Source organism: Croceicoccus hydrothermalis (genome assembly GCF_022378335.1).
GTDB classification, from domain to species: domain Bacteria; phylum Pseudomonadota; class Alphaproteobacteria; order Sphingomonadales; family Sphingomonadaceae; genus Croceicoccus; species Croceicoccus hydrothermalis.
Genome location: NZ_JAIQCI010000006.1, coordinates 248,585 through 273,808, shown reverse-complemented (window position 1 = coordinate 273,808; position 25,224 = coordinate 248,585). Strand labels below are relative to the sequence as shown.

Sequence of the window (25,224 nt, the reverse complement as noted above, 5' to 3'; positions counted from 1 at the left end):
AGATGCGTTGACAAAAAGAACAATGCGAACCGTCACCCGTTCCGCTTCCCCTCGCGCGGTGGCCGGCGCATCATGAACCGGTGGAAACCTTTCTGAATACGATTACCTATCTCGACCATGCGGCGAGCGCGCCGATCCTGCCGCAGGCGCGCGATGCGTTGTTGCGCGGCATGATGCTGAACGCCAATGCGAGCAGCCCGCATGCGCCGGGTCGCGCGGCGCGTGCCGCTCTCGAACAGGCGCGTGCCGACGTGGCCGATGCGCTTGGCTGGAAAGGCGAGGTCGTCTTTACCAGCGGGGCGAGCGAGGCCCTGTCGATTGCGCTGCATCGTTCGCACGCGACGCGGCGGATCGTGAGCCAAGTCGAACATGATGCCGTCACGCGCCATGCGACGGGCGCCGCGCGTATTCCGGTCGGCGTGGCGGGCATGATCGCACCGGGCGATCTTCCCGATGTTGATGGCGCGCTCGTCGCGATACAGCAGGTCAACAATGAAACGGGCGTCATTCAACCTCTCGACGCGCTGGGCCAGGCGATCCGCGCGGGCGGCGGCCTGTTGCTCGCCGATTGTTCGCAAGGGGCGGGGAAGATCCCGATGCCGGCGGTGGATATGTCGGTGATTTCGGCGCACAAGTTCGGCGGGCCGACGGGCATCGGCGCGCTGCTGCTGCGCGATTTCGGTTTGATCGCACCCGATGGGGGGCAGGAACGCGGCTATCGCGGGGGGACGGAGAATGTTCCCGGCGCGATGGCGATGGCCGCGGCATTGCAGGCCGGACACGGCTGGATGAACGATGCCCTGCGTTTGCGCAGCATGCTTGAAAATGCGATCATCGATCTGGGCGGCGAGGTCGTTGCTGATCGCAGCCCGCGCATTGCTACCATCGGTTCCTACCGCCTGCCGGGTGTTGCCGCGGCGGTGCAGCTCATCCGGCTCGACAGCGCGGGCATTGCGGTTTCGGCAGGAAGCGCGTGTTCCTCCGGTTCGCTGCGGACGAGCCATGTGCTTTCGGCGATGGGGATGGATGACAAAAGCGCGGGCGAGGTTATCCGCGTCTCCATCGGCCCCGATACGCGGGATGCCGATATCGAGCGTTTTCTGGACGTGTGGGGCGATATCGCCCGCGGGCGGCGCCCGTGATCTATCTCGATTACCAGGCGACGACACCCCTGGCGCCCGAAGCGCGGGAGGCGATGCTGCGCTGGCTGGACGGGCCGGATGGCACCGGATTCGGCAATCCGCACAGCCCGCATCGCATGGGAAGGGCGGCGGCGGCGGCAGTGGACATCGCGCGCGAACAGGTCGCGGCGCTCTTCCCGCCCGGCGGACGGGTCATTTTCACATCCGGCGCGACCGAGGCGATCAACCTCGCCATGCGGGGCACGGCGCGGGCGGGCGATGAACGGCCCGTCGCGATCAGCGCGATCGAGCATGCCGCCGTGCGCGATACCGCCGCCGCACTTCGCGTGCCGGTGCATGAATTGCCGGTCGATGGCGACGGGGTGATCGCCGCCGATGCGACCTGGCCGGACGAAACCCGCCTCGTCGCGGTCATGCAGGTCAACAACGAAATCGGCACGGTGCAACCGGTTGATGCCATAGCGCGGCGGGCGCGGGCTGGCGGTGCGTTGATGCTGTGCGATGCGGTGCAGGCGGCGGGGCGGATGAAATTCGCACACGCCGACATGATCGCGGTTTCGGCGCACAAGCTGCACGGGCCGAAGGGTATCGGCGCGCTATGGGTGCGGGACGGGGTGACGCTCGATCCGCAGATCACCGGCGGGGGGCAGCAGGACGGCATGCGTTCCGGCACGCTCAGCCCCGCATTATGCGCAGGGTTCGGGGCGGCGGCGGCGCTGGCCATGACGCGGATGGAGGAGGACGCCGCGCATGTCCGGCATCTTTTCGACAGGGCGCGCGAATGGTTTGCAGGCTGGACGCTGAACGGGAGCGAGGCGCTGCGCTGGCATGGAAATCTCAACCTGCGGCGGGATGGGCTCGACGTGGCCCGGCTCATGTCCGAGGTGCGCGAGGTCGCTTTTTCGGCCGGTTCGGCATGCGCGTCGGGGTCGGGCCGGCCCAGCCATGTCTTGCAGGCCATCGGATTGACTGACACAAAGGCGAAACAATCGATCCGGCTCGGGTTCGGACGCTACACACGGGAAGAGGATCTGGAACATGCCGCGGCCTCGATACGGGCGGCGGCGAAACAACAGGGAATCTGAACCGATGGTCTGCGTCAAAATCACCACCGCCAAGGGCGAGACCGTCAAGGCCGAGGGCGAGGACGGCGCGAGCCTCCTCGAAACGGCGCAGGCGGCGGGCATGCCGCTCGAAGGGACGTGCGAAGGGCAGATGGCCTGTTCCACCTGCCACGTCATCGTCGCGCCCGAATGGTTCGACCGGCTCCTGCCCGCGACCGAGGATGAGGAGGACATGCTCGACCTCGCAGCAGGAGTGCAGCGCACGAGCCGCCTGTCGTGTCAGATCGTTCTCGATTCTGCGCTCGACGGTCTGGCCATTTCCATCCCGCTCGATTCTCACGACATGCGCGGCGTGGGATAGGAGCGAGGCACCGCGATACGCATGAAAAAGCCCGCCGCGGCGCGATGCCGGGCGGGCCTTTTTCCATGATCGCGCGTTTTCGCTTATGCCATGGCGGACGATTTGGCGTTTTCGACCGCATCGATGACGGCCTTGGAAAAGGCAGGGATGTCATCCGGGTTGCGGCTGGTGATGAGATTGCCGTCGACGGCGACTTCCTTGTCCACCACGTTGGCGCCTGCATTTCTAAGGTCGGTGCGAACCGAGGGCCAGCTCGTCACGGTCTTGCCCTTCACCACATCGGCCTCGACCAGCATCCACGGACCGTGGCAGATCGCGGCGACGGGCTTGCCCGCATTGGCGAAATCCTTGACGATCTTCACGGCCTTATCCTCGAGCCGAAGAACGTCGGGATTGATCTGCCCGCCGGGAAGAACCAGCGCGTCATAATCGGCGAAATTCACCTGGTCGAGCGTCTTGTCCACCTTGACCGTGTCGCCCCAATCGCCCTGGTCCCAACCCTTGATCTCGCCGCTTTCGGGGCTGGCGACGACGACCGTCATGCCGGCATCCTCGAAATTGGCCTTGGGCTTCATAAGCTCGCTCTGCTCGAACCCGTCGGTCGCCATGATGAGAATCTGTTTGGCCATGATTGTAACTCCTTGAATCGCTTTCTTGCGTGTTGCCCATAAAACGGATGGGGGACGGGATGCGTTCCGCCATTTGCCTCGGCCCGTCGTGCTGCTAAGCCGGTTCGTGCGATGCCCAGCGATACGACAGAAAAAACCGAACCCGACCCGTTCGATCGCCTGATCGACGCCCCCTTCGACGCCGCCTTGTCGGAGCGTTATCTCGTCTATGCGCTGTCCACGATCACGGCGCGTTCGCTGCCCGATCTGCGCGACGGGTTGAAACCCGTGCACCGGCGACTGTTGTGGGCAATGCGGCAATTGCGGCTCGATCCAGGGCAGGCGTTCAAGAAATCGGCCCGCGTCGTCGGCGACGTCATCGGCAAGTATCACCCCCATGGCGATGCCTCTGTCTATGACGCGATGGTGCGTCTGGCGCAGGATTTCGCGCTGCGCTACCCGCTGGTCGAGGGGCAGGGGAACTTCGGCAATATCGACGGCGATAATGCCGCGGCCTATCGTTATACGGAGGCGCGGCTGACGCGCACGGCGATGCTGTTGATGGCGGGGCTGGACGAGGGCACCGTCGATTTCATCCCGACCTATAACGGGGAGGAGCAGGAGCCGGAGATTTTTCCCGGCATCTTCCCCAACCTGCTGGCCAACGGGGCGAGCGGGATCGCCGTCGGCATGGCGACCTCCATCCCCAGTCACAATGTCGCGGAGGTGATCGACGCGACGCTGAAACTGATCGACAACCCGCGCGCCGAACATGGCGAATTGATGGAGGTGTTCCGCGGTCCCGATTTCGCCACCGGCGGCCTTGTCGTGGACAGCGCGGAGGCGATCTCCCATGCGTATGAAACGGGGCGCGGCTCGTTCCGCATGCGGGGCCGTTTCCATGCGAGCGAGGCGGCAAGCGAAGCCGACCGCGATGCCGGGATCGAGCGACTGGGCGGGGGGCAGTGGCAACTCGTCATCTCCGAAATCCCGTATCAGGTGGCCAAGGGCAAGCTGATCGAGCAGATCGCCAATCTGATCGCCGACCGCAAATTGCCGATCCTCGAGGATGTGCGCGACGAAAGCGACGAGACGATCCGCATCGTGCTCGAACCAAAAAGCCGCAAGGTCGACCCCGAACTGCTCAAGGAAAGCCTTTACAGGCTGACCGATCTGGAAAGCCGGTTCTCGCTCAACCTCAACGTGCTGGACGCGACGCGCACGCCGGTCGTCATGGGGCTGGGTGAATTGCTGCGCCACTGGATCGCGGCGCAGATCGACATTCTCCTGCGCCGCAGCCGCCACCGCCTGGACAAGATCGCTGCGCGGCTGGAGCTTGTCGAAGGGTATATCGCCGCTTTCCTCAACCTCGACCGGGTGATCGAGATCATCCGCACCGAGGACGAGCCGAAGCCGATCATGATGGCGGAGTTCGAGCTGACCGACAGGCAGGCCGAGGCGATCCTCAACATGCGGCTGCGCAGTCTGCGCAAGCTGGAGGAGATGGAGCTTCGCCGCGAGCGCGATGCCCTGCTCGCCGAACGTGCCGAGCTGGAGCAGCTTATCGAAAGCCCGGCCCGCCAACGCACGCGTATCAAGCGCGATCTCAAGGCGTTGCGCAAGGAATATGGCGAGGATACGCCGCTCGGCGCGCGCCGCACGACCATTGCCGAGGCGGAACCCACCGTCGAATTCAGCATGGACGCCATGATCGAGAAGGAGCCGGTCACCGTCATCCTGTCGCAGCGCGGCTGGATCCGCGGGATGAAGGGGCATGTCGACCTTTCGGGCGAATTCAAGTTCAAGGAAGGCGACGGCCCCGCCTTCGCCATGCATGCGCAGACGACGGACAAGGTGCTGATCGCGTGTGACAATGGCCGGTTCTATACCATGGGGTGCGACGGCTTGCCCGGCGGCCGCGGTTTCGGAGAGCCGGTGCGCTCGATGGTTGACATCGACCCGGAGGTCGCGATCGTCGGCGTCCAGATCTACCGGCCAAAGGGGCAATTGCTGCTGGCCGCCGACAACGGGCGCGGTTTCGCGGCGGAAATGGATGAATTGCTCGCCGAAACGCGAAAGGGGCGCCAGGTCGTGAACCTGAAGAAGGGCAGCACGCTGCGCGTCGTCCATGCCATTGCGCCGGAGCATGACCATGTCGCGGTGGTGGGCGACAATCGCAAGCTCGTCATCTTCAACCTCGAAGAATTGCCGGTGATGACGCGCGGGCAGGGCGTGCAGCTGCAACGGTACCGCGACGGCGGCCTGTCCGATGCGACGACGCTGACCCTGGACGAAGGGTTGAGCTGGACCATGGGCGGGGAAACCGGGCGCACCCGCACGGAAAAGGACATGTGGCAATGGAAAGTCGCGCGCGGCGCGGCCGGGCGTCTGCCACCGACCGGTTTCCCCCGCGACAATCGCTTTTAAGCGGCACGCAGGAAAAACGGCGCGGAAGCCGAAGGTTCCGCGCCGTCGTTTCGCTCCCCTGTAAAAAGTGGGGCTCAGTTCGATCCACCGGCCCGTGCAGGCTTCGGCCCGCGGGGACGGCGGTTGCGCTGCCCCTCGGCGCCGTCGCGGCGTTCGCCGCCCTGACGCTGGCCTTCGGGCTTGGGACCACGCCCGCCGCCCTTGCCGCGACCGCGTCCACCGCCGCCGCCGCCGCCGCCGTTGCCGCGGCCACGCCCGCCGCCGCCATTGCCGCGACGTTCGCCCTGCGGCGCGCGTTCGGCACCTGCGGGTGCGCGGCTCGGCTTGGGCAGGGTTGCGGCCTGCAGCGTGAAATCATCGGGAAGCGGCATGGCGGTGAGCTTCACCCGCGTCAGCTTCTCGATATCGCGGATATAGGGTTTCTCATCCGGCGCGACATAGCTGATGGCGACGCCATCGGCCCCGGCGCGCGCGGTGCGCCCGATGCGGTGCACATATTGTTCGGCGACGTTCGGGATTTCGAAGTTGAAGACATGGCTGACGCCCGTCACGTCGATACCGCGCGCGGCAATATCCGTCGCGACCAGCACCGGCACGCGGCCTTCGCGGAACCCGTCCAGTGCGCGGGTGCGTTGCGCCTGCGACTTGTTGCCGTGGATGGCGGCGGCGACGATCCCGGCGGCGGCGAGATGGCGCACCACCTTGTCCGCGCCATGTTTGGTGCGGGTAAAGACGAGGCAGCGTTCGATCTCGCCATTGTCCAGCCCGGCCTTGAGCGAAAGCGTGAGAAGCGCCTGCTTTTCGGCCTGATTGACGAAGGTCGCATATTGCTCGACCCGTTCCGCCGTGGTGGATTGGGGCGCGATCTCGACCTTCACCGGATTGGTGATGAACCGCTTGCCGAGCTGCTGAATCGCTTGCGGCATGGTGGCGGAGAAGAACAGCGACTGACGCTTTTCAGGCAGCATCGCGGCAACCCGCGTCAAAGGCTTGATGAACCCCAGGTCCATCATCTGGTCCGCCTCGTCGAGCACGAAGATTTCGACATCGCGCAAGGTCAGAGCGCGCTGATCGATGAGGTCGAGCAGGCGGCCCGGCGTCGCGACGAGCACGTCGGTGCCGTGCGTCAGCTTGCGCGCCTGCTTGTTCGCAGGGACGCCGCCGAAAATACACTGAATCGATAGATCGAGATTCTTTGCATAATAGCCCATGTTGTCGGCAATCTGCGCGGCCAGTTCGCGCGTCGGCGACAGGACGAGCATGCGGCACGAAGCCGGTTTGGGCGAACCGCCGCTGTGCGCGAGACGGTGCAGCGAGGGCAGCGAGAACGCCGCCGTCTTGCCAGTGCCGGTCTGCGCGATGCCCAGCAGGTCGCGCCCTTCCATGAGCGAGGGGATGGACTTGCGCTGAATCGGGGTCGGCTCTTCGTAGCCTTTGGCCGAAAGCGCGCGCAGGATGGGTTCGGCAAGGCCGAGTTCTTTGAAATAGGACATGATGGTCACTCGTATACAGGCGCATTCCCGCCGCCGGGCGCAATTGCAAAGCGCAGCGGCGCGCGAAATGCGCGGGGTCAAGATCGCGACCCTAGCGTGAATGGGGAAGCTTTAGCGGTGCGAACCGTAAATCGGGTGCGGACATCTGCCGATTTGTCCCGGCAGCGTTCACGCTTGCATCCGATGCCGCGGGTGGTCCCGCGCTGTCACATCGCGGCAGATAGGCGCACCTCGCCAACTATGCAAACCTTATTTCGCCTTGCCCTAATTATATTTCGTCCGCGTCCGCTTCCTGCGCCGGGGCAGGGGTCAGGATGAGCGTCCCGTCCTCCACCCGCCAGCCATCGAGCCGTGAGAGGAAATTCATGCCCAGCACGTTCATCCCGCCCATCGACGGCGCGACCACCACGTCGAGATCGCGGGCCACGATATTGCCCGCACGCAGCTCCGAAATCGACGCCATCTGCCCCGGTGCCGCGCCATTGGCGGTGCGCAGCGCAATCGTCCCGCGCAGCGCCTCCCGCTCGATCCCGCCCGCCTGCGCGGTTTCGGGCGCGATGGCGGTGAGCGAGGCGCCAGTATCGATCAAGAACCGTTCGGGATGACCATTGATGGTCGCCTCGACCCAGTAATGCCCGTCGCGGCCGAGCGGCACGCGCGTTTCGTCGCCCTCGACCACCTGTTTCGGCATGCCCAGTTGGGGAAGCGCAAAATCGACATCCGGGTTCATGCGCGCCACGTCGATGACGGTGAGGATCAGTACTCCGGCCAGCCCCACGCTGCCGAGCGAGCGCAATGCGGCGCCGGGGGCAGGCGCCACCCGCGCGACCATCGACCCGATGATCGACACGAGCAAGGCAAACAGCGCGAGTGCGAGCAAAGGCTGTGCCTCGAGCACATCGCCGAAAGGAAGCGCGTCGAACGGGATGAAGGAAAGATCCATGACCCGGTCCTAGCAGCCTGCTGCTTTCCCGATGCTGACCGCGCCCATGCAAAAAGGGGCGATGCCGACCGGCGCGATCATGCGCCGCATGGTGACAGTCGCCTTTCGCGTCATCCGACCTCCTCGCGCAGGATGGCATGGGTGCGCTCGGCGCCGGGAAATCCCTCGTCGATCCATCGGGCCTGCACCCTGTGCAACATGGCTGCGACCGCCGGGCCCTTGTCGACGCCCGCCGCTATCACCGCCCGCCCGTCGATGGCAAAGGGCGGCGGTTCCCACCCCGCGATCGGATCGAGCGAGGCGCCGAGCAGCAAAAGCCGATCCTCCGACCGTTCACGCCCAATCTGGAACAGCAGGCCGCGCGGATTGGCGGTATCGCCGGCCTCCCGCTCCGCCGCGCTGATCAACCGTTTCTTCTGCGCATTGGAAAGACGCAGGCGCGCCGCGACCTGTGCCGCGACATCGCGCCGCGCGGGCAGCAGAGCGGCAAGCCGGCGCAAGGCATCGGGTGCGATACCGGCCGCATCCTCCGCCTCGATCAGCCGGCTCAAAGTGTCGAGCTCATCCGTCCCGCATTCGGGGAGGATCACGCGCAGCACGCCAAGCTCCGCCATGTGCCGCACCGTCGACGCAGGATCCGGCAGCGCGAGCAACCGGCGCAGCTCCTGACCGATCCGTTCGCGTGAAAGCCCCATCAATGTCGGCGCACATTCCCGGCAGGCCGCGACCGCCTCCGCATCGGGAGCACCGGTGCCGAAACGCGCCTCGAACCGGAAATAGCGCAGGATGCGCAAGTGATCCTCCGCAATCCGGGTGCGCGCATCACCGATGAAGCGCACGGTCCCGGACTTCAGATCGTCCAGCCCGCCGAAATAATCGTCAATGACCAACGTTGCGGGGTGGGCATAGAGCGCGTTGATCGTGAAATCGCGGCGCGCCGCATCCTCTCGCCAATCGTCGGTGAATGCGATCGTGGCATGCCGCCCGTCGGTCGCCACGTCGCGCCGCAATGTCGTAATCTCCACCGAGGCTTCGGGCAGGAGCGCGGTGACCGTGCCATGGTCGATCCCGGTCGGAATGGTGCGAATGCCCGCATCGTTCAGTGCGCGCATCACATCATCGGGTGCATGGCGGGTGGCGATGTCGATGTCCTGCGCCGCCACGTCCAACAACGCATCGCGCACGCACCCCCCGACATAGCGGCAATCATCGGCGCCGAGCGCATCGACCAGCGTGCGCAGACCGGCCCATCGCGTCCAGGGCAGGGCGGGAAGCATCATCGCCCCGCCCACCGCAGGCGCCGGGACAGGTTGTCGAGTATCGCCGCCGTCACGCCCCAGATCCGGTGCCCGTCCCAATGCATCTCGATGAAATGGCGTTTGCGCCCGTTCCACATCGCGCTGCACGCGACATGGTTCGCCGGATCGAGCGCGAAGGACAGCGGTACCTCGAACCATTCGTCGACCTCTGCCGGATTGGCGCGCAGCGGCAGATCGGGCGGCACGGTGGCGAGCACGGGCGTGATGGCAAAGCCGGTGGCGGTGCGATAGCCGTCGGTGCGGCCGATGACATGAACCCGGCTCGATGGAAGGGCGATCTCTTCGCGCGCTTCGCGGAGCGCGGCCTGCTCCGCCGTTTCGCCCGCGTCGATGCCGCCGCCGGGAAAGGCGACCTGGCCTGCGTGGGTGCGCATCTTCGCCGGCCGTTCGATCAGCAGCACGCCCGGTTCGTCCTTCCGCTCCGTCACCGCGATCAGCACGGCGGCGGGGCGCGCGACATTGTCTTCCATGAAATCGGCATCGTCGCGAAGGTCGGCCAGCGGGCGGGCATGGCCGCGACGGTGCATGGCGGTCAACGCATCGCGGATCGTGCTCATCCCGGGGTCAGCGGGAACACCGCACCCCTGCTTTCCACGGCGAGCGGTTCGCCGCCGCGCGCGATGGCGATCTCGGCCAGTTGCGCATAGGTCGACCGGTCGAGCCGGGCGAGCAGTCCGTCGCGCATCTCGACATAAAGCGCCGGCGTATCGGGGTCGCCGCGCGCGATGATGGGATGGTCGGCATCGGCCGTGACCAGATCGTCGGTATTGCTGCGAAAGGCGAGCACGGGGACGCCGTCATCCTCATGCCGCGTCACGTCGACGGCGATGAATGGCGCATCTTCCACCGCGATCGACAATTTCTGATACGGGACGACGAGCCAGTAGGTGTCGCCTTCGCGGCGCAGCAGGCTGGAGAAAGCGCGGACCATCGCCTGTCGCGTGATTTTGGAGCCTTGGTGATACCACGTGCCGTCGGCGGCGATGCGCATTTCGCTGTCGCCGGTGTTTTGAGGGTTCCAGCGCGATACCGGGGGCAGCTTGCGCGCCGCGACGGCATCGGCAACCTCGGCAAGGGACATGGAGGCGAGGTCGGGGTTCGGTTCGTAAGGCACGGATCCTATCTGGCACCGGCGCGCGCAAACGCCAAGACCCGGACCCCCGCTTTTATCGCGGCGACGCTATCCGGCGGCGGCGCGGGCGGCGGCGCCCCATGGGCCCAGCACGCCCTTTTCCGGCAGGACCGCCGGGTTTTCCGCACGGCACAACAGGCGCGCCGGTTCCCACTCCCCCGGGAGCACCCAGCCGCCCGTATGCGCCGCGGTAAAGCCGAAGAAGCGCCCGTAATATTCGGGATCGCCGATCAACACCTGCGGCAACGGTCCCTGCGGACCCGATATGTCGCGCAGCGCCTGAAGCGCGGAGACCATCAGCATCTTGCCGAAACCTTCGTTCTGCATCGCTGGCAGCACCGCGACCGGCCCCACCATGATGAGCGGGACGGCGCGCCCCTCCGGCGTGTTGAGCGCAACCGGCCAGCACTGTATCGTGCCGCACAGCATGTCCTCGTCATCGAGCGCGGCGAAGGACAGCGCCGGCAGCCATTCCATCCCCTCCCGTACGACATAGGCGGTACGGCGGTGCCGCTCCGGCTCGAACGCGCGGTCCAGCAATTGCTCGATCATGGCGGGATCGACATTGGCAAGGGGGATGATCGTGGACATGGGCGCGCGGATACGGCGTGAGACGCGCGGTGTCGATTGCGAAAAAGCGCGTGGGGGCGATAGAAACGCTATCTTCGCCCGCGGATTTGCGGCACCCGGCCGCGGGCGATCAGCTTTCCGGCGTCAGACGCCAGAGCCGCGCGCCGCCCTCGTCCTCCACGGCCCAGATGGCGCCGTCCGGCCCCTGCGCCACTTCGCGGATGCGGCGGTCCATCGGGTGGCGGGCAAGCTCGGTCGGCGTGGTCCCGTCGAAACCGACGCGGATGATCGCCTTTGTCTTCAGCCCTGCGATGATCGCCTGCCCCTTCAACGCGGGGAACATGTCGCCTGTGTAGAAGATGAAATTGCCCGGCGCGATCACAGGGGTCCACCCGATGCGCGGCTTGATGAATTGCGGGCGCGTATCGTTGTCGGGAATGGGGCTGCCATCGTAATCCACCCCGTTCGAGACGATCGGCCAGCCGTAATTGCCGCCCTTCTCGACAAGGTTCAGCTCATCGCCGCCCTTGGGCCCGTGTTCGAGCACCCAGAGCCGCCCCTCGGGATCGAAATCGATGCCGAGCATGTTGCGATGGCCATAGGACCAAATCTGTGCCGAAACGCCGCCGCGATCCGCGAACGGATTGCCGGGGGCCGGCGTGCCGTCGGGAAGCAGGCGGACGATGGTGCCGAGCGTATTCGAAAGATCCTGCGCAGGATCCTTCTTCTGCCGATCGCCGCTGGTGATGAAGAGATATTGCCCGTCCGGCGAAAAGGCGATGCGATGCGAGTAATGGCCGCGGCCCGAAACCTTGGGCGTTTGCCGCCAGATCGTTTCCAATCCGTCGAGCGTGCAGTTCACGCCACTCTCCTCACAGATCAGCCGCGCGCGTCCCACGACCGCGCCGCGCGTATCGCCGTCGCCCGCCTCGACCCAGCTCAGATACACATGCCCGGTGCGCGCATAGTCGGGGCCGAACACGAAATCGCCAAGGCCGCCCTGACCGCCGTAATCGACGCGGGGCACGCCGCTGACGCTGCCCATGGCGCCATTGGGTTGGCGGATGCGGATGTTGCCCTTTTTCTCGGTGACGAAGAGGCGGTCCGTGCCCGGCTCGAACGCGAGCGCCCACGGTTCGTCGAACGTGCCCATTTCGGTCAGCGCAAACCCGGGAAAACCGTCCGTATCGGACGATGGCGCGGTCGCCACGGGTGCATCGCGCGCTTCGGAGGCATTGCCCTGCGGCGCGGGCGCACAGCTTGCAACAAGAACGCCGACAAGCGAAAGGGGGGCGGTGATGGATATCGGGCGCGAAATGATCATGAACATACCAATTCGAATGCGGGGCCAAAGGTTCCGCAGGCCCTCATGATTGTCGGCGTGGACGAGGCGGGGCGCGGCCCGCTTGCCGGGCCGGTGGTCGCGGCGGCGGTTCTGCTGTGCAAACCGCGCCCGTCGGGCCTGGGCGATTCGAAAGTGTTGTCGCGCACGGCGCGCGAACGGCTGGACGAGGCGATCCGCCGCCGCTGCGTCTTTGGCGTCGGCGTGATCGAGGTGGACGAGATCGACCGGCTCAACATCTTTGGCGCGACGATGCTGGCGATGAGCGTCGCGGTGGAACAATTATGCGCCAAGATCGGCTGCGATCCCGTGGAGGTGCTGGTCGACGGCAATCTGACGCCCGCGGGCAGGCGCCCCGAATGGCGGTGGAAGGCCCGCGCCATCGTGAAGGGCGATGCGAAGGAGCCATGCATTTCCGCCGCGAGCATCGTGGCGAAAGAACATCGCGACCGCATGATGCGCGATGCGGCGCTGCGCCACCCGCAATATGGCTGGGACCGGAACATGGGGTACGGGACGAAGGACCATCTTGAGGCGCTGCGCCGTCATGGCCCGACCCCGCTGCACCGGCGCAGCTTCGCACCTGTCGCGCAGGCCGATCTGTTCGGTTGATCCTTCGCGCGCGCTGCTGAGTCTTTCGCGTCACACCGCAACATGTCGAGTCCGTGGAGCGGGGCGGGACTCCATATCATGTGGCGGCGCCCTGACATGCGCCTGGCCCGTCCGCGCGATGATGAACGGGCCGAAAAATCGGCGCTTGACGGCGAGTCGCTATGGATTCATCACGGTTGTCCACAGGGGAAAACGAACGATGGCAACCATGCTCAAAACGCGCGCGAAGGCCGCGCCGACGACTCGCGAAACGGCACAGGAGCTGCGCGCGCGCCTGCCGCTCGGCCGCATTCTGGACGGGGATTGCATCGCCGCGATGCGCACCATTCCGGACAACAGCATCGACATGGTGTTCGCCGACCCGCCCTATAATCTGCAACTTGGCGGCGATCTTTCCCGGCCCGACGGCAGCGCGGTCGACGCCGTTACTGACGATTGGGACAAGTTCGCCAGCTTTGCGACCTATGACCGCTTTACGCACGAATGGCTGGCCGAGGCGCGCCGTATCCTGAAGCCGGATGGCTCGCTCTGGGTTATTGGCAGCTATCACAATATCTTCCGCGTGGGTGCCGCGTTGCAGGATGCAGGGTTCTGGATCCTGAACGACGTGGTGTGGCGCAAATCGAACCCCATGCCCAATTTCAAGGGCACGCGTTTCACCAATGCGCATGAAACCTTGATCTGGGCCTCGATGGGGGAGAAGGCGAAATACACCTTCAACTATCGCGCGATGAAGACATTGAACGATGAGTTGCAGATGCGGTCCGACTGGGTCCTGCCGATCTGTTCAGGCGGCGAACGATTGAAGCAGGACGGGGCGAAGGTGCACCCGACGCAAAAGCCGGAGGCGCTGCTCTACCGCGTCATGCTCGCGACGACGAACCCCGGCGATGTCGTGCTGGACCCGTTTTTCGGAACCGGGACCACCGGGGCGGTGGCGAAACGGCTGGGCCGCGAATGGATTGGGTGCGAGCGGGAGGAACGCTATCGCGGCGCGGCGATGGAGCGGATCGAGATGGCGCTCCCGCTCGACGAAAGCGCGTTGAAGACGATGCAGTCGAAGCGCAGCGCGCCTCGCGTCGCATTCGGCGCCCTGGTGGAAAATGGTTATATCGCGCCGGGTACCGTGCTGACCGACAAGAAACGCCGCTATCGCGCGGTGGTGCGCGCGGACGGCTCGCTTCAGGCCGATGGCGCCTCGGCGAAGGGGGCGATCGGCTCGATCCATTCGCTGGGTGCCGAAATGCATGGTGCGCCGTCGTGCAATGGCTGGACGTTCTGGCATACCGACGGGGCGGACGGGCTTGCGCCCATCGATGCGGCGCGCAATCTCTATCGTCTGGCGACGGAAGACTGACCCCGCTACAGGCGGGCGATGGAAAAGCTTTATCTCAGCCCGATTAGCTTCGTCGACGCGCCGCAGGCGGTCGGCGGAGACGCGGTGCGGCTTGCCGGATCGATGGTCTATGCCCGCGAATTCGCGCTTATCCGGCGCGGGGCGGATGGAACCATCACGGCACGCGACATCGTGGCCGCGCCGGACATGGCGTCGGCCATCGCGCCCCTGCCGGATACCCTTGGCGCAGAGGCGGAGCGGCAATGGGCGAACCTGCGCATGGCGCACCCGGCACTGAACCTCGAAACGCCGGGCGGCGCGCGGACGATCCGCCTCGATCAGCCGCAGATCATGGGCATCCTCAACATCACCCCTGACAGCTTTTCGGACGGGGGGCGCCTTGCCGCAGGTACCGATGCGGCGGTGGACCACGGTGTGGCCATGCTGGAGGCGGGTGCGGCGATCATCGACGTTGGCGGCGAATCGACGCGCCCGAACGCGGAGCCGGTGCATGAAGGCGAGGAACTGCGCCGGGTGATCCCGGTGATCGAACGGCTGGCGCGCGGGGGGGCGGCGGTGTCGGTCGATACGCGCAATGGCACGGTCATGGCCGAGGCGATCGCGGCGGGGGCCGGCATCATCAATGACGTGTCCGCCCTCCGCCACGATCCACGCGCGATGGATATCGTCGCGCAGGCAAAAGTGCCGGTCGTCGCGATGCATGCACCCGGAAACGGCGGCGATCTGCATGGAGACGCCGCGTATGGCGATGTGGTTCTGGACGTGTTCGACTGGTTGGCGGCGCGGCGCGACGCGATGATCGCAGGGGGTGTCGCGCGCGGGCGCATCGTGCTCGACCCCGGTATCGGCTTCGGCAAGACGCTGGCCGAAAATCTCGCTCTCATCAATGCGTTGCCGCTGTTCCACGCGCTGGGACAGCCGCTTTTGCTGGGCGCCAGTCGCAAGCGGTTCATCGGCGCGCTGGCAAAGGAAGTGCCGCCGCCGCAACGCATGCCGGGCTCGCTTGCCATCGCGTTGAAGGGGATGGATGCCGGCATGGCGCTGCTGCGGGTGCATGATGCCGCCGAAACGGTGCAGGCGATGCGGGTGTGGCGCGGTCTGCGCGATGCGGCGCTGACCGATTTTGCCCATCTCGCGGAATGAATGCCGACCGAATCGCGCGCATCCGTCACTGGGCCGGGGAAGCGATGCTCGATTTCCGCCATGACGCGCAGAGCGGACATGGCGCGGTATTCAGCCGATGCGGCCGCTATCGTTATCTCCTCTGGCGCGATGCGCATGGTGACGCGCCTTTTTATGCGATTGCGATGTTGAACCCGTCGAAGGCCGATCATCTGAGCAACGATCCGACTATCGCGCGCTGTCACAACCGGGCGCGCGATGCGGGTGCGGCGCTGCTGGTGTGGAACCTGTTTGCGCTGCGCGAAACCGACCCGGCAAAGCTGAAACGGCGGAGCGGGCCGGTGGGGCGTCACAACGACGATGCCGCGCGATTGGCGCTCGCGCTGGCCGATCGGACCGTGGCGGCGTGGGGCGTGCACGGCGCCCATCGCGGGCGCGGGGACGCTGTGCTCGCGCTATGCCGGGAGGAGGGCGGGGCGCTTCATCATTTCGGGCTTACGAAACACGGCCATCCGCGCCATCCGCTCTACCTCCCGCGCGATGTGGCCATGCGCGAATGGTAGCGCGCCCTTACGTCGCGCTGTCGATGCCGAGTTCGGCGAGCTTGCGATAAAGCGTCGACCGCCCGATGCCGAGCCGCCGCGCGACCTCGCTCATCCTGCCGCGATAATGGCCGATGGCGAGCCGGATCACGTCCGATTCGATATCCTGAAGCGAGCGAATGTGACCATCGTTACCGAACAGGGTGATCCCGGCCGCTTGCGGTGCGGCGCTGGGCGTATGGTCGCCGACGATGTCGAGCAATTGCGGAAAATCGCTGGGGCACAGGGTTTCGACGTCGCAGAATACGACCGCACGAAACAACACGGCCTGCAATTGTCGAAGGTTGCCGGGCCAGTCATATCCCTCGAGCAGGGCCAGCGCCTCGTCCGAAATGCTCAGCTTGCGCAGGCCCGGCTGCTCCCCGATGAGCGTCAGGAAATGACGGCACAGCGGCGGAATATCGCCGGACCGCTCGCGCAGGGGCGGCAGGCTGACCTCGTTCGGGGCCAGCAGGTCGCAGAGGCGGTCGTCAAGGATATGCGTGTCGCGCATGTGCGGGGCGGGATGGCTGGCGGCAGCGAGGATCCGCACGTCGACGCGAAAGCCGTGCGCCGCGCCGACCGGCTTTACGTCGCCGCGCTCCATCGTGCTGGCGAGTCGGGCCTGAAGCGCGGGGTGCAGCCGTTCGATATCGTCGATGAACAAGGTCGCGCCATCCGCCTTTTCCAGAAGGCCGACATGGCGCTCGAACGCGCCGGCAAATGCCCCTTTTTCATGGCCGTAAAGCGCCGATTCCATATGGCCGGGCGCGACGCCCGCGAGATGCACGGCGTGGATCGGCTGCTTGCTGCGCGGGCTGGCAGAATGGATCGCGCGGGCGAGCAGTTCCTTGCCGGTTCCCGATTCTCCCGACACGAGTACCGGGGCGTGTCCGCGCGCCAGCTTTGCCGCACGGGCGAGCGCGGCGCGCAATTCCGGCGCGGAGCCGATCATCATGTCGAAGCCGAGATCGCGCCCGATCTTCTCTGCAAGCGGGGCGAGTTCGTCCTTCTGGCGCCGCCCCTGAAGGCTGCTTTCCAATGCGTAGAGGAGCCGTTCCGAACCGATCGGTTTGACGAGGTAATCGACGGCGCCGGCACGCATCGCCTGCACCGCGAGCAGCGACGACGACGCCTCTGTCAAAAGCAGGACGGGGAGGTCGGGCAGGATGGAGCGGACATCGCCGATCAGTTGGGATGTCTTCTCGCCCGTGACGCGATCGTCGACGAGAAGCGCGTTGGGCGGCACGATATCGTCCTGCGACAGCCAGGCGAGCGCCGCGGTCGCACTCGCAATCGGGGTCGTGCGCCATCCCGCGCGCGCGGCCATCGCGCCGATCTGCCGCGTCTGCTCGGCCTTGTCATCGACCAGCATGAGATGCCGGTTCTGCTCATCCGCCATACATACCCCGGAACGTTACGACCCACCCCACATCAACGACCTCTTGCATACGCGAAAACCTGACGCCGTATCGGCGAATCCCTTTGTTTTTCGTTCCGGCGAGAATGCTCGGGTCGAATGCCGGACGGACATGCCATGCCGCCGGCTGCACCCTATTACCATACCAAAGCGTTATGATTTTCATAAGTGCGGCAAAGGTTTTTCGAATTTTGCGCAATAATCGCAATAGTAATGCCCATTCCGGCGCGCGGCGACGGCTTGTGCGGTGCGCACAGCCGCGATACAGGCAGGTAATGGAAGGACAAACGCCGGCACGCCTGGACGATGGACCTCTCCGAAAGAGCAGCTTACGATACAGGAAACGGGTTTTACGAAAATGGCGAAGCGTAACGATATCAATGCAGCCAGGGAAACATACGAAGGTTTCATCGGCTATGCCAAATGGGGCACGATTGCAGTTGCCATTCTTGCCGCTATCGTGGTGTGGATCATAGCCTGACCGGAGCATAATCCGGCATTTGATTGGGGAGGGGCTGCCGGACATGACGCGCATTGCGATATTGAGGGAGCGGGCCGCGGGCGAAACGCGCGTGGCCGCAACGCCGGAAACGGTCGCGAAGCTTGTAAAGCTGGGCGCGACGGTGCGGGTCGAGGCCGGCGCAGGGCAATCGGCGTCGATCAGGGATGAGGATTTCGCCGAAGCCGGGGCATCGGTCGGCGATCTTTTGCAAACCGTGAACGGGGCGGATATCGTGCTGGGCGTGGCGGCGCCGGAGCCGGCCTCCCTCGACGGTGCGAAGCCGGGTGCGATGGTCGCCGCGATCTGCGATCCGTTCGGCCGCCGCGACAATGTCGATGCGCTGGCGCATGCGGGCTACGAAGTGCTCGCCATGGAATTCATGCCGCGCATCACCCGCGCGCAATCCATGGATGTCCTCTCCAGCCAGTCGAACCTTGCCGGGTACAAGGCGGTTCTGGCCTGCGCCGATAATTTCGGGCGCGCCTTTCCGATGATGATGACGGCGGCGGGCACGATTCCTGCGGCGCGTGCTTTCGTCATGGGCGTGGGCGTCGCCGGATTGCAGGCGATCGCCACGGCAAAGCGTCTGGGCGCGCAGGTGTCGGCAACCGATGTGCGCTCCGCCACGCGCGAACAGATCGAATCGCTCGGTGCAAAACCGATCTTCGTCGACACGGTCGAGGGGATAGAGGGCGAGGGCAGCGGCGGTTACGCAACGGAAATGAGCGACGAGTACAAGGCCGCACAGGCAGAGCTCGTCTCCTCCCACATCGCCCGGCAGGATATCGTCATCACCACGGCGCTGATCCCCGGCCGGGCGGCGCCGCGCCTCATCACCGACGAACAGATCGCCACGATGAAGAACGGCAGCGTCATCTTCGACCTTGCCGTCGCCCAGGGCGGCAATGTGGAAGGATCGGTGGCCGACACCACGGTCGAACGCCACGGTGTGAAGATCATCGGCTATGCCAACACGCCCGCGCATCTTCCCGCCGATGCATCGGCCCTGCTGGCGCGCAATTTCTACAACTTCCTCTCCGCGTTCTGGGACGAGGAGAAGGGCGAGCCGGTCCTCGACGAGGAGATCGGCGATGCCATCCGCCTGACGAAGGGCGGCAAGGTCGTGCACGAACGCCTGTCAAGCTGAGCCGAACAAAGGGGGGATGCCATGGGATTGTTCGACACAATACCCGCCGATCCGGGCTTCCTCACCGGGCTGCTTGCCGAAAAACCGGATTGTTAGGGAGAGGACCTATGGATTTCATCGCGATCCTGTCGATTTTCGTGCTGGCGTGTTTCGTCGGCTATTATGTCGTATGGTCGGTGACGCCCGCGCTGCACACGCCGTTGATGGCGGTAACCAATGCGATTTCGTCGGTCATCATCGTCGGCGCGCTGATCGCGTCCGCGGAGGCGGGATCGGTCGCGTCCAAATGGCTTGGCCTCGCCGCCGTCGTCATGGCGAGCATCAATATCTTCGGCGGGTTCGCCGTGACCGAACGGATGCTGGCCATGTACAAAAAGAAGGAACGGCCCAAACCCGCCGCCAAGGGGGAGGGACGCTAGGATGGATATTGCAAACACGCTTTCCATCGCCGCCGACCCCATGCTGCCGCAGGCCGCCCATGCGGTGAACCCGTGGGTGGCGCTTGCCTACCTTGCCGCCGGGGTATGCTTCATCTTCGCGCTGCGCGGCCTGTCCTCGCCCGCGACATCGCGCAAGGGCAATCGCTACGGCATGGCCGGCATGCTGATCGCGGTGGTGACGACGCTGGTCACGCATGACATCGCCAGCCTGCTCGAAATCGTGATCGCCATTGCCATCGGCGGCGGTATCGGGTTCGTCATCGCGCGCAAGATCGCGATGACCGACATGCCGCAACTCGTCGCCGCGTTTCACAGCCTCGTCGGCATGGCCGCGGTGCTGGTGGGCTGGGCGGCCTATCTCAATCCCGCCGCGTTCGACATTCTGATCGACGGCGTCATCAGCCCGGTCAGCCGCGTCGAAATGGGGCTGGGCATCGCGATCGGGGCCATCACCTTTTCAGGGTCGGTCATCGCCTTCCTGAAACTTGCGGGGAAGATGAGCGGCGCGCCGATCATGCTGCCCGGGCGCCATGTCATCAACCTCGGCACGCTGGCGGCGATCCTCGCGCTCACCGTGTATTTCACGGCGGATCAATCGATCTGGATCATTGCGGTCATCACCGTGCTGGCGTTCGTCATCGGCTTCCTGCTCATCATCCCCATCGGCGGGGCGGACATGCCGGTCGTGGTGTCCATGCTCAACAGCTACTCCGGCTGGGCCGCGGCGGCGATGGGCTTTACCCTGCACAATACGGCGATGATCATCACCGGTGCGCTTGTCGGCGCATCGGGGGCGATCCTGTCCTATATCATGTGCCGCGCGATGAACCGCAGCTTCGTTTCCGTGATCGCCGGCGGTTTCGGCGCCGATGGCGGCGGCGATGCGGGCGATGGCGCGGCCAAGGTCGACCGCCCGTGGAAACGCGGCAGCGCCGAGGATGCGGCGTTCCTGATGAAGGAGGCCGGCCAAGTCATCATCATCCCCGGCTACGGCATGGCCGTCGCGCAGGCGCAGCATGTCCTCCGCGAGATGGGCGACCTGTTGAAGGAAGCGGGCGTGACGGTCAAATATGCCATCCACCCGGTCGCAGGCCGTATGCCGGGGCACATGAACGTGCTGCTGGCCGAGGCGAACGTCCCCTATGACGAAGTGTTCGAGCTGGAGGACATCAACGGCGAATTCAGCCAGACCGACGTTGCCTTCGTCATCGGCGCCAATGACGTGGTGAACCCCGCCGCCCGCACGGACAAGAGCAGCCCGATCTATGGCATGCCGGTGTTCGACGTCGAAAAGGCCAAGACGATCTTCTTCATCAAGCGTTCGATGGGGGGCGTCGGCTATTCCGGGGTCGATAACGATGTGTTCTACATGGATCAGACGATGATGCTGCTGTCGGATGCGAAGAAGATGGTGGAGCAGATCAACAAGGCCCTCGCCGAATAGCGTGGCAATCGCGCCTTTCGCGACAAAAGGGGCGGTGCGTCGCTGGACGGGCCGCCCCTTTTGTTTCTAAGGATGGGATGGCACCGGAACTGGATCGAATTGTAAAGCGAGGACGCGAGTGTTGCGCAAACTTGGCCTGATCGGCGGGATGAGCTGGGTCTCCACCCGCGCCTATTACGAAGACATCAACCGCATCGTGCAGCGTCACGCCGGCCCGGAAAGCAGCGCGCCGATGTTGATCGAGAGCCTGAATTTCCGCCCGCTCTATCGCATCGGGGAAAAGGCGGAATGGGACAAGGCGGCCGATGTGCTGATCGAATCGGCGCGGCGGCTCGAATTGGCAGGCGCCGAAGGGCTCGTCATCGCGGCCAATTCGATGCACCATGTCTATGACAAGGTGGCCGCGGCGGTATCGGTCCCCATCATCCACATCGCCGATTGCGTCGCGAAGGCCATGCAGGAGGAGCGGGTCGATCGTGCCGCCCTTTTGGGATCGCGCAATGTCATGATGCAGGATTTCTACCGCGAGCGGCTCGTCGCGCAGGGAATCGAAATTCTCCCCCCGGACGAGGAGATCGCCGATCGTCTGGATGCCATCATCTATGACGAGCTCATGATCGGGAAGGTGACACGATCGTCGGAACGGGAGTTGAAGACGATCCTGACCAATCTTTCCAAGGATGGGGCGGAAGCCGTCGTGCTGGGCTGTACCGAGCTTGAGCTGATCGTGGATACCGACGCCAATGTCCTGCCGGTGTTCGACGGGGCGCATATCCATGCCAAGGCGGCGGCGGAATTCATCCTCGGCGCGGGGTAGACCTTCGCGCGCAGGTTCCCGATTTGATCCCGTTTCCGCGACACCGGCGATCTGGCATCAGGCCGGATCATGAATTCCCCGTTCCGCCCCGAACTCGCCCCGCGCGCCCGTTACGCCAGCGATCCCGACCATAGCCGGGGGCGCGAATTCGGCCCGCCTGACAATGCGGTGCGCGGTCCCCGCGGCCCGTTTCAGCGCGACCGCGACCGGATCATCCATTCCATCGCCTTTCGCCGCCTGCGTCACAAGGCGCAGGTTTTCGTCGCACCCGACGGCGATCATTACCGCACGCGCCTCACCCACAGCCTGGAGGTGGCGCAGATCGGGCGGGTCATCGCCCGCGCGCTCGGCCTCGACGAGGATCTGACCGAGGCGCTGTGCCTGTCGCACGACATCGGCCATCCCCCCTTCGGCCACGCAGGCGAGCGCGCACTCGATCAGGCGCTCGCCGCGCATGGCGGGTTCGATCACAATGCCAATACGCTGCGCGTGCTGATGCGGCTGGAAAGCCCGTATTGCACGCATGACGGGTTGAACCTGAGCTGGGAAGTGCTCGAGGGGCTGGCGAAGCATAATGGCCCGGTCGCACAGGATGCCCCGCTGCCATGGGCGCTTCGCGAGCTGAATGCGGCATTTGATTTCGACCTTGCGCGCTGGCCCTCGCTGGAGGCGCAGGTTGCCGCGATCGCCGACGACATCGCCTATGACAATCACGACATCGACGATGGGCTGCGCGCCGGGTTCCTGTCGATGGAGCAATTGCTGAGCCTGGATTTCATCGCGGATCAGTGGCGCGGGATCGAGGCGCGCTTTCCCCACGCCCCGCGCGACCGGTTGCAGCGTGAGCTGGTGCGCGGGCAGATCGGCTGGATGGTCAACGACGTCATCGCCGAAACGCAGGCGCGCATCACCGACCACGCGATCGTCACCGCGGACGATGTCCGTGCGGCGGGGGCTGCCATTTGCGGCTTTTCCGAAAGCACCGCGGCTGAGGAACGCCGGCTGAAACGGTTCATGTACGACAATCTCTATTTCCACCCGGCACAGCTGCGCACGGCCGATCTTGCCAATGATCTGCTGTCAAAGCTGTTCGGCGCCTATGACGCGCAGCCCGATCTCCTGCCCGATGAGTGGCGCGGGGCGATGCCGAAGGACGAACCGAGCCGTAGCCGTCACATCGCCGATTTCCTTTCGGGGATGACCGACCTTTATGCCATTCGCCGCTACACCGCGATATTCGGCCCGCCCCCTGCGGAATTGAGCAATGTCTGAACCCTTCGTCCTTGTCGGTGCGACCGGGCTCGTCGGCGGGTCGGTCCTGCAACAGGCGGAGGCGCGTGGCGACGCCAGAATCGTCGCCCTTTCACGGCGCGGAATACCCGCTGCTGCCGACCCTTCGCGCGGCATCGTCGCGCCGCCCGACGCGTGGCCGGCCATCATCGCGGATGCAAAACCCGCCGGGCTGATCTGCGCGCTGGGCACGACATGGCGCAAGGCGGGGCGGTCGCAGGAACGCTTTCGCAGCGTGGATCAGCATCTCGTGCTGAATTGCGCGCGTGCGGCCCATGACGCGGGCGCGCGCCGGATGATCGTGGTGAGCGCGGTTGGCGCCGATGCCCGCTCGCGCAATTTCTATATTTCGGTGAAGGGCGAGGTCGAAGATACGCTCAAGACCATCGGTTTTGCCCGGCTCGACATCCTGCGCCCCGGTCTCCTTCGCGGATCGCGCGGCGGCGATCGGCGGGTGAAGGAAAGGCTCGCCATTGCCTTCGCGCCGGTTTTCGACCGGTTGCTGCACGGGCGGATGCGGGCGATGCGTTCGATTTGCGGCGAAACGGTGGCACGCGCCATTCTCGCCCTGTCACAGGCGGCGGGGGAGGGCGTTTTCATCCACGACAACGATGCGATTCGCGCCTGTGCCGATACGCTCGCCGATTGACTTGCGCGCCGGCCGTGCGCATGGCTGCAACCCTATCGCTGACCGCGCGGGAGAGTGTCGCCGCGATTCGTTCATGCCGAACGCGTCGTGTCGTCCGCCGAAGGAGCAACCGCCCCGGAAACTCTCAGGCACAAGGGACCGCGCCGGTCGATAGCGATGCTCTGGAAAGAGTCCTGCCCCCACCGGGCCGGGCCACCGACGGTGTAACCTCGCGCCTCGCGGGGAAGGCTCTCAGGTTTCCGTGACAGAGGGGGCGTTGCGGGTCATCATGGCCCGACGCGACCTTTTTGAACGGAACCGAACGCATGAACGACAATGTGGAAGACAGCGACGCGGTGGAGGTGATGACCCTTCCGCTCGACCAATGGCACCGTGACGCAGGCGCGCGCATGGTGGAATTCGCTGGATACCACATGCCGATCCAGTATGATGGCATCATCGCCGAACATGGCTGGACCCGCGAACATGCGGGCCTGTTCGATGTCAGCCACATGGGGCAGCTCATGGTGACGGGGCCGGATGTGGCCGACGCGCTGGAACGCGTGTTGCCCGGCGATATTTCCGCGCTGAAGGAAGGGCGGGTGCGTTACTCGCTTTTGCTCAATGAGGATGGCGGAATTCTCGACGATCTCATGGTGACCAACACGGGCGAGGGTTATCATCTCGTCGTGAATGGCGCGACGAAATGGGACGATATTGCCTGGCTCCATGAAAACCTGCCCGAAACGGTCACGCTGACCCATCTCGACGAATCCGCATTGCTGGCGTTGCAGGGGCCGGAGGCGGCGACCGCGCTGGCCCGGCTTGTCCCCGGCGTGACGGATCTGTCCTTCATGCAGGCGACGGTCGCCGACTGGAACGGGCACAGGCTCGGCATTTCACGGTCGGGCTATACCGGCGAGGATGGCTTTGAAATTTCCGTTCCTGCCGAAGCGGCGGCGGCGCTGGCCGATGCACTGCTCGCGATGGAAGAGGTGAAACCGGTCGGGCTCGGCGCGCGCGATTCGCTGCGGCTGGAGGCCGGGCTGCCGCTCTACGGGCACGACATGACCGAAACCGTGGACCCGGTAACGGCCGATCTCGCCTTCGCCATATCGAAGCGGCGGCGGAGCGAGGGCGGCTTCATCGGCGCCGATGCGGTGTTGCCCCTGCTCGAACGCGGGGCCGGGGCGCGGCGCGTCGGGCTCATGATCGAAGGCCGCATGGCCGCGCGCGAAGGGGCCGACGTCTTTGCCGGCGACGCCCGCATCGGCACGGTGACGAGCGGCGGTTTCGCGCCCTCCGTCGGACAGCCCATCGCCATGGCCACCATTGCCACCGGCCACGACCTGCCCGGCACGCGCGTCACGATCGAGATGCGCGGACGCCAGATCGAGGCGGCCGTGCGCGAATTGCCGTTCGTCCCCCACCGCTATCATCGCAAAGACAAGACAGGAGCCTGA

25 protein-coding genes and 2 riboswitches are annotated in these 25,224 nt (G+C 65.4%); of the genes, 16 read left to right on the top strand and 9 right to left on the bottom strand.

Annotated features, from left to right (window positions below; translation table 11 throughout):
• Positions 1-80 precede the first annotated feature (80 nt).
• Genes K4G67_RS06715 through K4G67_RS06705 form a run of 3 tightly spaced genes read left to right on the top strand, consistent with a single transcriptional unit; the run spans position 81 to position 2,567 of the window.
• Positions 81-1,142 carry a cysteine desulfurase family protein gene (locus K4G67_RS06715; RefSeq protein WP_239805604.1) on the top strand — a complete coding sequence of 354 codons (1,062 nt, stop codon included), beginning with the start codon at positions 81-83 and terminating at the stop codon, positions 1,140-1,142.
• Positions 1,139-2,227 (top strand): cysteine desulfurase family protein, encoded by a 1,089-nt coding sequence (locus K4G67_RS06710; protein ID WP_239805603.1) that lies wholly within the window; start codon positions 1,139-1,141, stop codon positions 2,225-2,227. The genes K4G67_RS06715 and K4G67_RS06710 overlap by 4 nt, the downstream gene beginning before the upstream one ends.
• A gap of 4 nt (positions 2,228-2,231) precedes the next feature.
• On the top strand, positions 2,232-2,567 hold the full coding sequence (locus K4G67_RS06705) for a 2Fe-2S iron-sulfur cluster-binding protein (protein ID WP_239805602.1): 336 nt from the start codon (positions 2,232-2,234) through the stop codon (positions 2,565-2,567).
• 83 nt (positions 2,568-2,650) lie between these two features.
• Here K4G67_RS06705 and K4G67_RS06700 read toward each other — a convergent pair whose 3' ends face one another.
• Positions 2,651-3,196, bottom strand: coding sequence for a type 1 glutamine amidotransferase domain-containing protein (locus K4G67_RS06700; protein ID WP_239805601.1), 546 nt, complete (start codon positions 3,194-3,196; stop codon positions 2,651-2,653).
• A 111-nt stretch (positions 3,197-3,307) separates the two neighbouring features.
• On the opposite strand from K4G67_RS06700, the gene parC reads away from it, so the two are divergent.
• Complete coding sequence (parC, locus tag K4G67_RS06695) at positions 3,308-5,602, top strand: DNA topoisomerase IV subunit A (protein ID WP_239805600.1); 2,295 nt, start codon at positions 3,308-3,310, stop codon at positions 5,600-5,602.
• 74 nt (positions 5,603-5,676) lie between these two features.
• Here parC and K4G67_RS06690 read toward each other — a convergent pair whose 3' ends face one another.
• From K4G67_RS06690 to K4G67_RS06660, 7 genes are all read right to left on the bottom strand, one after another.
• On the bottom strand, positions 5,677-7,095 hold the full coding sequence (locus K4G67_RS06690; RefSeq protein ID WP_239805599.1) for a DEAD/DEAH box helicase: 1,419 nt from the start codon (positions 7,093-7,095) through the stop codon (positions 5,677-5,679).
• A 268-nt stretch (positions 7,096-7,363) separates the two neighbouring features.
• Positions 7,364-8,038 (bottom strand): retropepsin-like aspartic protease family protein, encoded by a 675-nt coding sequence (locus tag K4G67_RS06685; protein WP_239805598.1) that lies wholly within the window; start codon positions 8,036-8,038, stop codon positions 7,364-7,366.
• Positions 8,039-8,148: 110 nt separating this feature from the next.
• Positions 8,149-9,318, bottom strand: coding sequence for a CCA tRNA nucleotidyltransferase (locus K4G67_RS06680; RefSeq protein WP_420830000.1), 1,170 nt, complete (start codon positions 9,316-9,318; stop codon positions 8,149-8,151).
• A complete protein-coding gene (locus K4G67_RS06675) occupies positions 9,315-9,914 on the bottom strand; it encodes a CoA pyrophosphatase (protein WP_239805597.1) in 600 nt (199 codons plus the stop codon). The genes K4G67_RS06680 and K4G67_RS06675 overlap by 4 nt, the downstream gene beginning before the upstream one ends.
• Complete coding sequence (locus K4G67_RS06670; protein WP_239805596.1) at positions 9,911-10,471, bottom strand: DUF1285 domain-containing protein; 561 nt, start codon at positions 10,469-10,471, stop codon at positions 9,911-9,913. The genes K4G67_RS06675 and K4G67_RS06670 overlap by 4 nt, the downstream gene beginning before the upstream one ends.
• Positions 10,472-10,537: 66 nt before the next feature.
• Positions 10,538-11,080, bottom strand: a complete 543-nt coding sequence (locus tag K4G67_RS06665) for a GNAT family N-acetyltransferase (RefSeq protein WP_239805595.1) — start codon at positions 11,078-11,080, stop codon at positions 10,538-10,540.
• 109 nt (positions 11,081-11,189) lie between these two features.
• Positions 11,190-12,383, bottom strand: coding sequence for a PQQ-dependent sugar dehydrogenase (locus K4G67_RS06660; protein WP_239805594.1), 1,194 nt, complete (start codon positions 12,381-12,383; stop codon positions 11,190-11,192).
• Between the two features lie 45 nt (positions 12,384-12,428).
• Between K4G67_RS06660 and K4G67_RS06655 the strand changes: the two genes are divergently transcribed.
• From K4G67_RS06655 to K4G67_RS06640, 4 genes are all read left to right on the top strand, one after another.
• On the top strand, positions 12,429-13,013 hold the full coding sequence (locus K4G67_RS06655) for a ribonuclease HII (RefSeq protein ID WP_239805593.1): 585 nt from the start codon (positions 12,429-12,431) through the stop codon (positions 13,011-13,013).
• Positions 13,014-13,212: 199 nt separating this feature from the next.
• Complete coding sequence (locus K4G67_RS06650; protein ID WP_275588762.1) at positions 13,213-14,370, top strand: site-specific DNA-methyltransferase; 1,158 nt, start codon at positions 13,213-13,215, stop codon at positions 14,368-14,370.
• An 18-nt stretch (positions 14,371-14,388) separates the two neighbouring features.
• Positions 14,389-15,513: a dihydropteroate synthase gene (gene folP, locus K4G67_RS06645; protein ID WP_239805592.1), complete on the top strand. Its 1,125-nt coding sequence runs from the start codon at positions 14,389-14,391 to the stop codon at positions 15,511-15,513.
• Positions 15,510-16,055, top strand: a complete 546-nt coding sequence (locus K4G67_RS06640; protein ID WP_239805591.1) for a DUF1643 domain-containing protein — start codon at positions 15,510-15,512, stop codon at positions 16,053-16,055. The genes folP and K4G67_RS06640 overlap by 4 nt, the downstream gene beginning before the upstream one ends.
• 7 nt (positions 16,056-16,062) lie before the next feature.
• Here the strand turns inward: K4G67_RS06640 and K4G67_RS06635 are convergent, their stop codons facing one another.
• Entirely contained in the window at positions 16,063-17,475 is a 1,413-nt protein-coding gene (locus K4G67_RS06635) for a sigma-54-dependent transcriptional regulator (RefSeq protein ID WP_239805590.1), read from the bottom strand.
• A gap of 376 nt (positions 17,476-17,851) precedes the next feature.
• Between K4G67_RS06635 and K4G67_RS06630 the strand changes: the two genes are divergently transcribed.
• The 8 genes from K4G67_RS06630 to gcvT all read left to right on the top strand — a co-directional run bounded on the left by K4G67_RS06630 (position 17,852) and on the right by gcvT (position 25,224).
• Complete coding sequence (locus K4G67_RS06630) at positions 17,852-17,974, top strand: aa3-type cytochrome c oxidase subunit IV (RefSeq protein ID WP_239805589.1); 123 nt, start codon at positions 17,852-17,854, stop codon at positions 17,972-17,974.
• Positions 17,975-18,017: 43 nt separating this feature from the next.
• Positions 18,018-19,142 (top strand): NAD(P) transhydrogenase subunit alpha, encoded by a 1,125-nt coding sequence (locus tag K4G67_RS06625; RefSeq protein ID WP_239805588.1) that lies wholly within the window; start codon positions 18,018-18,020, stop codon positions 19,140-19,142.
• Between the two features lie 107 nt (positions 19,143-19,249).
• Positions 19,250-19,561: an NAD(P) transhydrogenase subunit alpha part 2 gene (locus K4G67_RS06620; protein ID WP_239805587.1), complete on the top strand. Its 312-nt coding sequence runs from the start codon at positions 19,250-19,252 to the stop codon at positions 19,559-19,561.
• A gap of 40 nt (positions 19,562-19,601) precedes the next feature.
• Complete coding sequence (locus K4G67_RS06615) at positions 19,602-21,026, top strand: NAD(P)(+) transhydrogenase (Re/Si-specific) subunit beta (protein WP_239805700.1); 1,425 nt, start codon at positions 19,602-19,604, stop codon at positions 21,024-21,026.
• 121 nt (positions 21,027-21,147) lie between these two features.
• Positions 21,148-21,843 carry an aspartate/glutamate racemase family protein gene (locus tag K4G67_RS06610; RefSeq protein WP_239805586.1) on the top strand — a complete coding sequence of 232 codons (696 nt, stop codon included), beginning with the start codon at positions 21,148-21,150 and terminating at the stop codon, positions 21,841-21,843.
• A gap of 69 nt (positions 21,844-21,912) precedes the next feature.
• A complete protein-coding gene (locus K4G67_RS06605) occupies positions 21,913-23,115 on the top strand; it encodes a deoxyguanosinetriphosphate triphosphohydrolase (protein ID WP_239805585.1) in 1,203 nt (400 codons plus the stop codon).
• Complete coding sequence (locus tag K4G67_RS06600; protein WP_239805584.1) at positions 23,108-23,782, top strand: NAD(P)H-binding protein; 675 nt, start codon at positions 23,108-23,110, stop codon at positions 23,780-23,782. Before K4G67_RS06605 ends, K4G67_RS06600 begins: the two co-directional genes overlap by 8 nt.
• A gap of 37 nt (positions 23,783-23,819) precedes the next feature.
• A riboswitch (glycine riboswitch) is annotated at positions 23,820-23,933 on the top strand.
• Positions 23,934-24,040: riboswitch (glycine riboswitch) on the top strand.
• A gap of 47 nt (positions 24,041-24,087) precedes the next feature.
• Positions 24,088-25,224 (top strand): glycine cleavage system aminomethyltransferase GcvT, encoded by a 1,137-nt coding sequence (gene gcvT, locus K4G67_RS06595; RefSeq protein ID WP_239805583.1) that lies wholly within the window; start codon positions 24,088-24,090, stop codon positions 25,222-25,224.

Bases quoted from the DNA above. Each gene is read 5' to 3' on its own strand.
- K4G67_RS06665 (WP_239805595.1), bottom strand. From the start codon at position 11,080: ATGTCCACGATCATCCCCCTTGCCAATGTCGATCCCGCCATGATCGAG.
- K4G67_RS06680 (WP_420830000.1), bottom strand. From the start codon at position 9,318: ATGATGCTTCCCGCCCTGCCCTGGACGCGATGGGCCGGTCTGCGCACG.
- K4G67_RS06660 (WP_239805594.1), bottom strand. From the start codon at position 12,383: ATGATCATTTCGCGCCCGATATCCATCACCGCCCCCCTTTCGCTTGTC.
- K4G67_RS06625 (WP_239805588.1), top strand. From the start codon at position 18,018: ATGACGCGCATTGCGATATTGAGGGAGCGGGCCGCGGGCGAAACGCGC.
- K4G67_RS06700 (WP_239805601.1), bottom strand. From the start codon at position 3,196: ATGGCCAAACAGATTCTCATCATGGCGACCGACGGGTTCGAGCAGAGC.
- K4G67_RS06635 (WP_239805590.1), bottom strand. From the start codon at position 17,475: ATGGCGGATGAGCAGAACCGGCATCTCATGCTGGTCGATGACAAGGCC.
- K4G67_RS06675 (WP_239805597.1), bottom strand. From the start codon at position 9,914: ATGAGCACGATCCGCGATGCGTTGACCGCCATGCACCGTCGCGGCCAT.
- K4G67_RS06600 (WP_239805584.1), top strand. From the start codon at position 23,108: ATGTCTGAACCCTTCGTCCTTGTCGGTGCGACCGGGCTCGTCGGCGGG.
- K4G67_RS06620 (WP_239805587.1), top strand. From the start codon at position 19,250: ATGGATTTCATCGCGATCCTGTCGATTTTCGTGCTGGCGTGTTTCGTC.
- K4G67_RS06650 (WP_275588762.1), top strand. From the start codon at position 13,213: ATGGCAACCATGCTCAAAACGCGCGCGAAGGCCGCGCCGACGACTCGC.
- parC (WP_239805600.1), top strand. From the start codon at position 3,308: ATGCCCAGCGATACGACAGAAAAAACCGAACCCGACCCGTTCGATCGC.
- K4G67_RS06615 (WP_239805700.1), top strand. From the start codon at position 19,602: ATGCTGCCGCAGGCCGCCCATGCGGTGAACCCGTGGGTGGCGCTTGCC.
- K4G67_RS06690 (WP_239805599.1), bottom strand. From the start codon at position 7,095: ATGTCCTATTTCAAAGAACTCGGCCTTGCCGAACCCATCCTGCGCGCG.
- K4G67_RS06605 (WP_239805585.1), top strand. From the start codon at position 21,913: ATGAATTCCCCGTTCCGCCCCGAACTCGCCCCGCGCGCCCGTTACGCC.
- K4G67_RS06640 (WP_239805591.1), top strand. From the start codon at position 15,510: ATGAATGCCGACCGAATCGCGCGCATCCGTCACTGGGCCGGGGAAGCG.
- gcvT (WP_239805583.1), top strand. From the start codon at position 24,088: ATGAACGACAATGTGGAAGACAGCGACGCGGTGGAGGTGATGACCCTT.
- folP (WP_239805592.1), top strand. From the start codon at position 14,389: ATGGAAAAGCTTTATCTCAGCCCGATTAGCTTCGTCGACGCGCCGCAG.
- K4G67_RS06705 (WP_239805602.1), top strand. From the start codon at position 2,232: ATGGTCTGCGTCAAAATCACCACCGCCAAGGGCGAGACCGTCAAGGCC.
- K4G67_RS06655 (WP_239805593.1), top strand. From the start codon at position 12,429: ATGATTGTCGGCGTGGACGAGGCGGGGCGCGGCCCGCTTGCCGGGCCG.
- K4G67_RS06685 (WP_239805598.1), bottom strand. From the start codon at position 8,038: ATGGATCTTTCCTTCATCCCGTTCGACGCGCTTCCTTTCGGCGATGTG.
- K4G67_RS06630 (WP_239805589.1), top strand. From the start codon at position 17,852: ATGGCGAAGCGTAACGATATCAATGCAGCCAGGGAAACATACGAAGGT.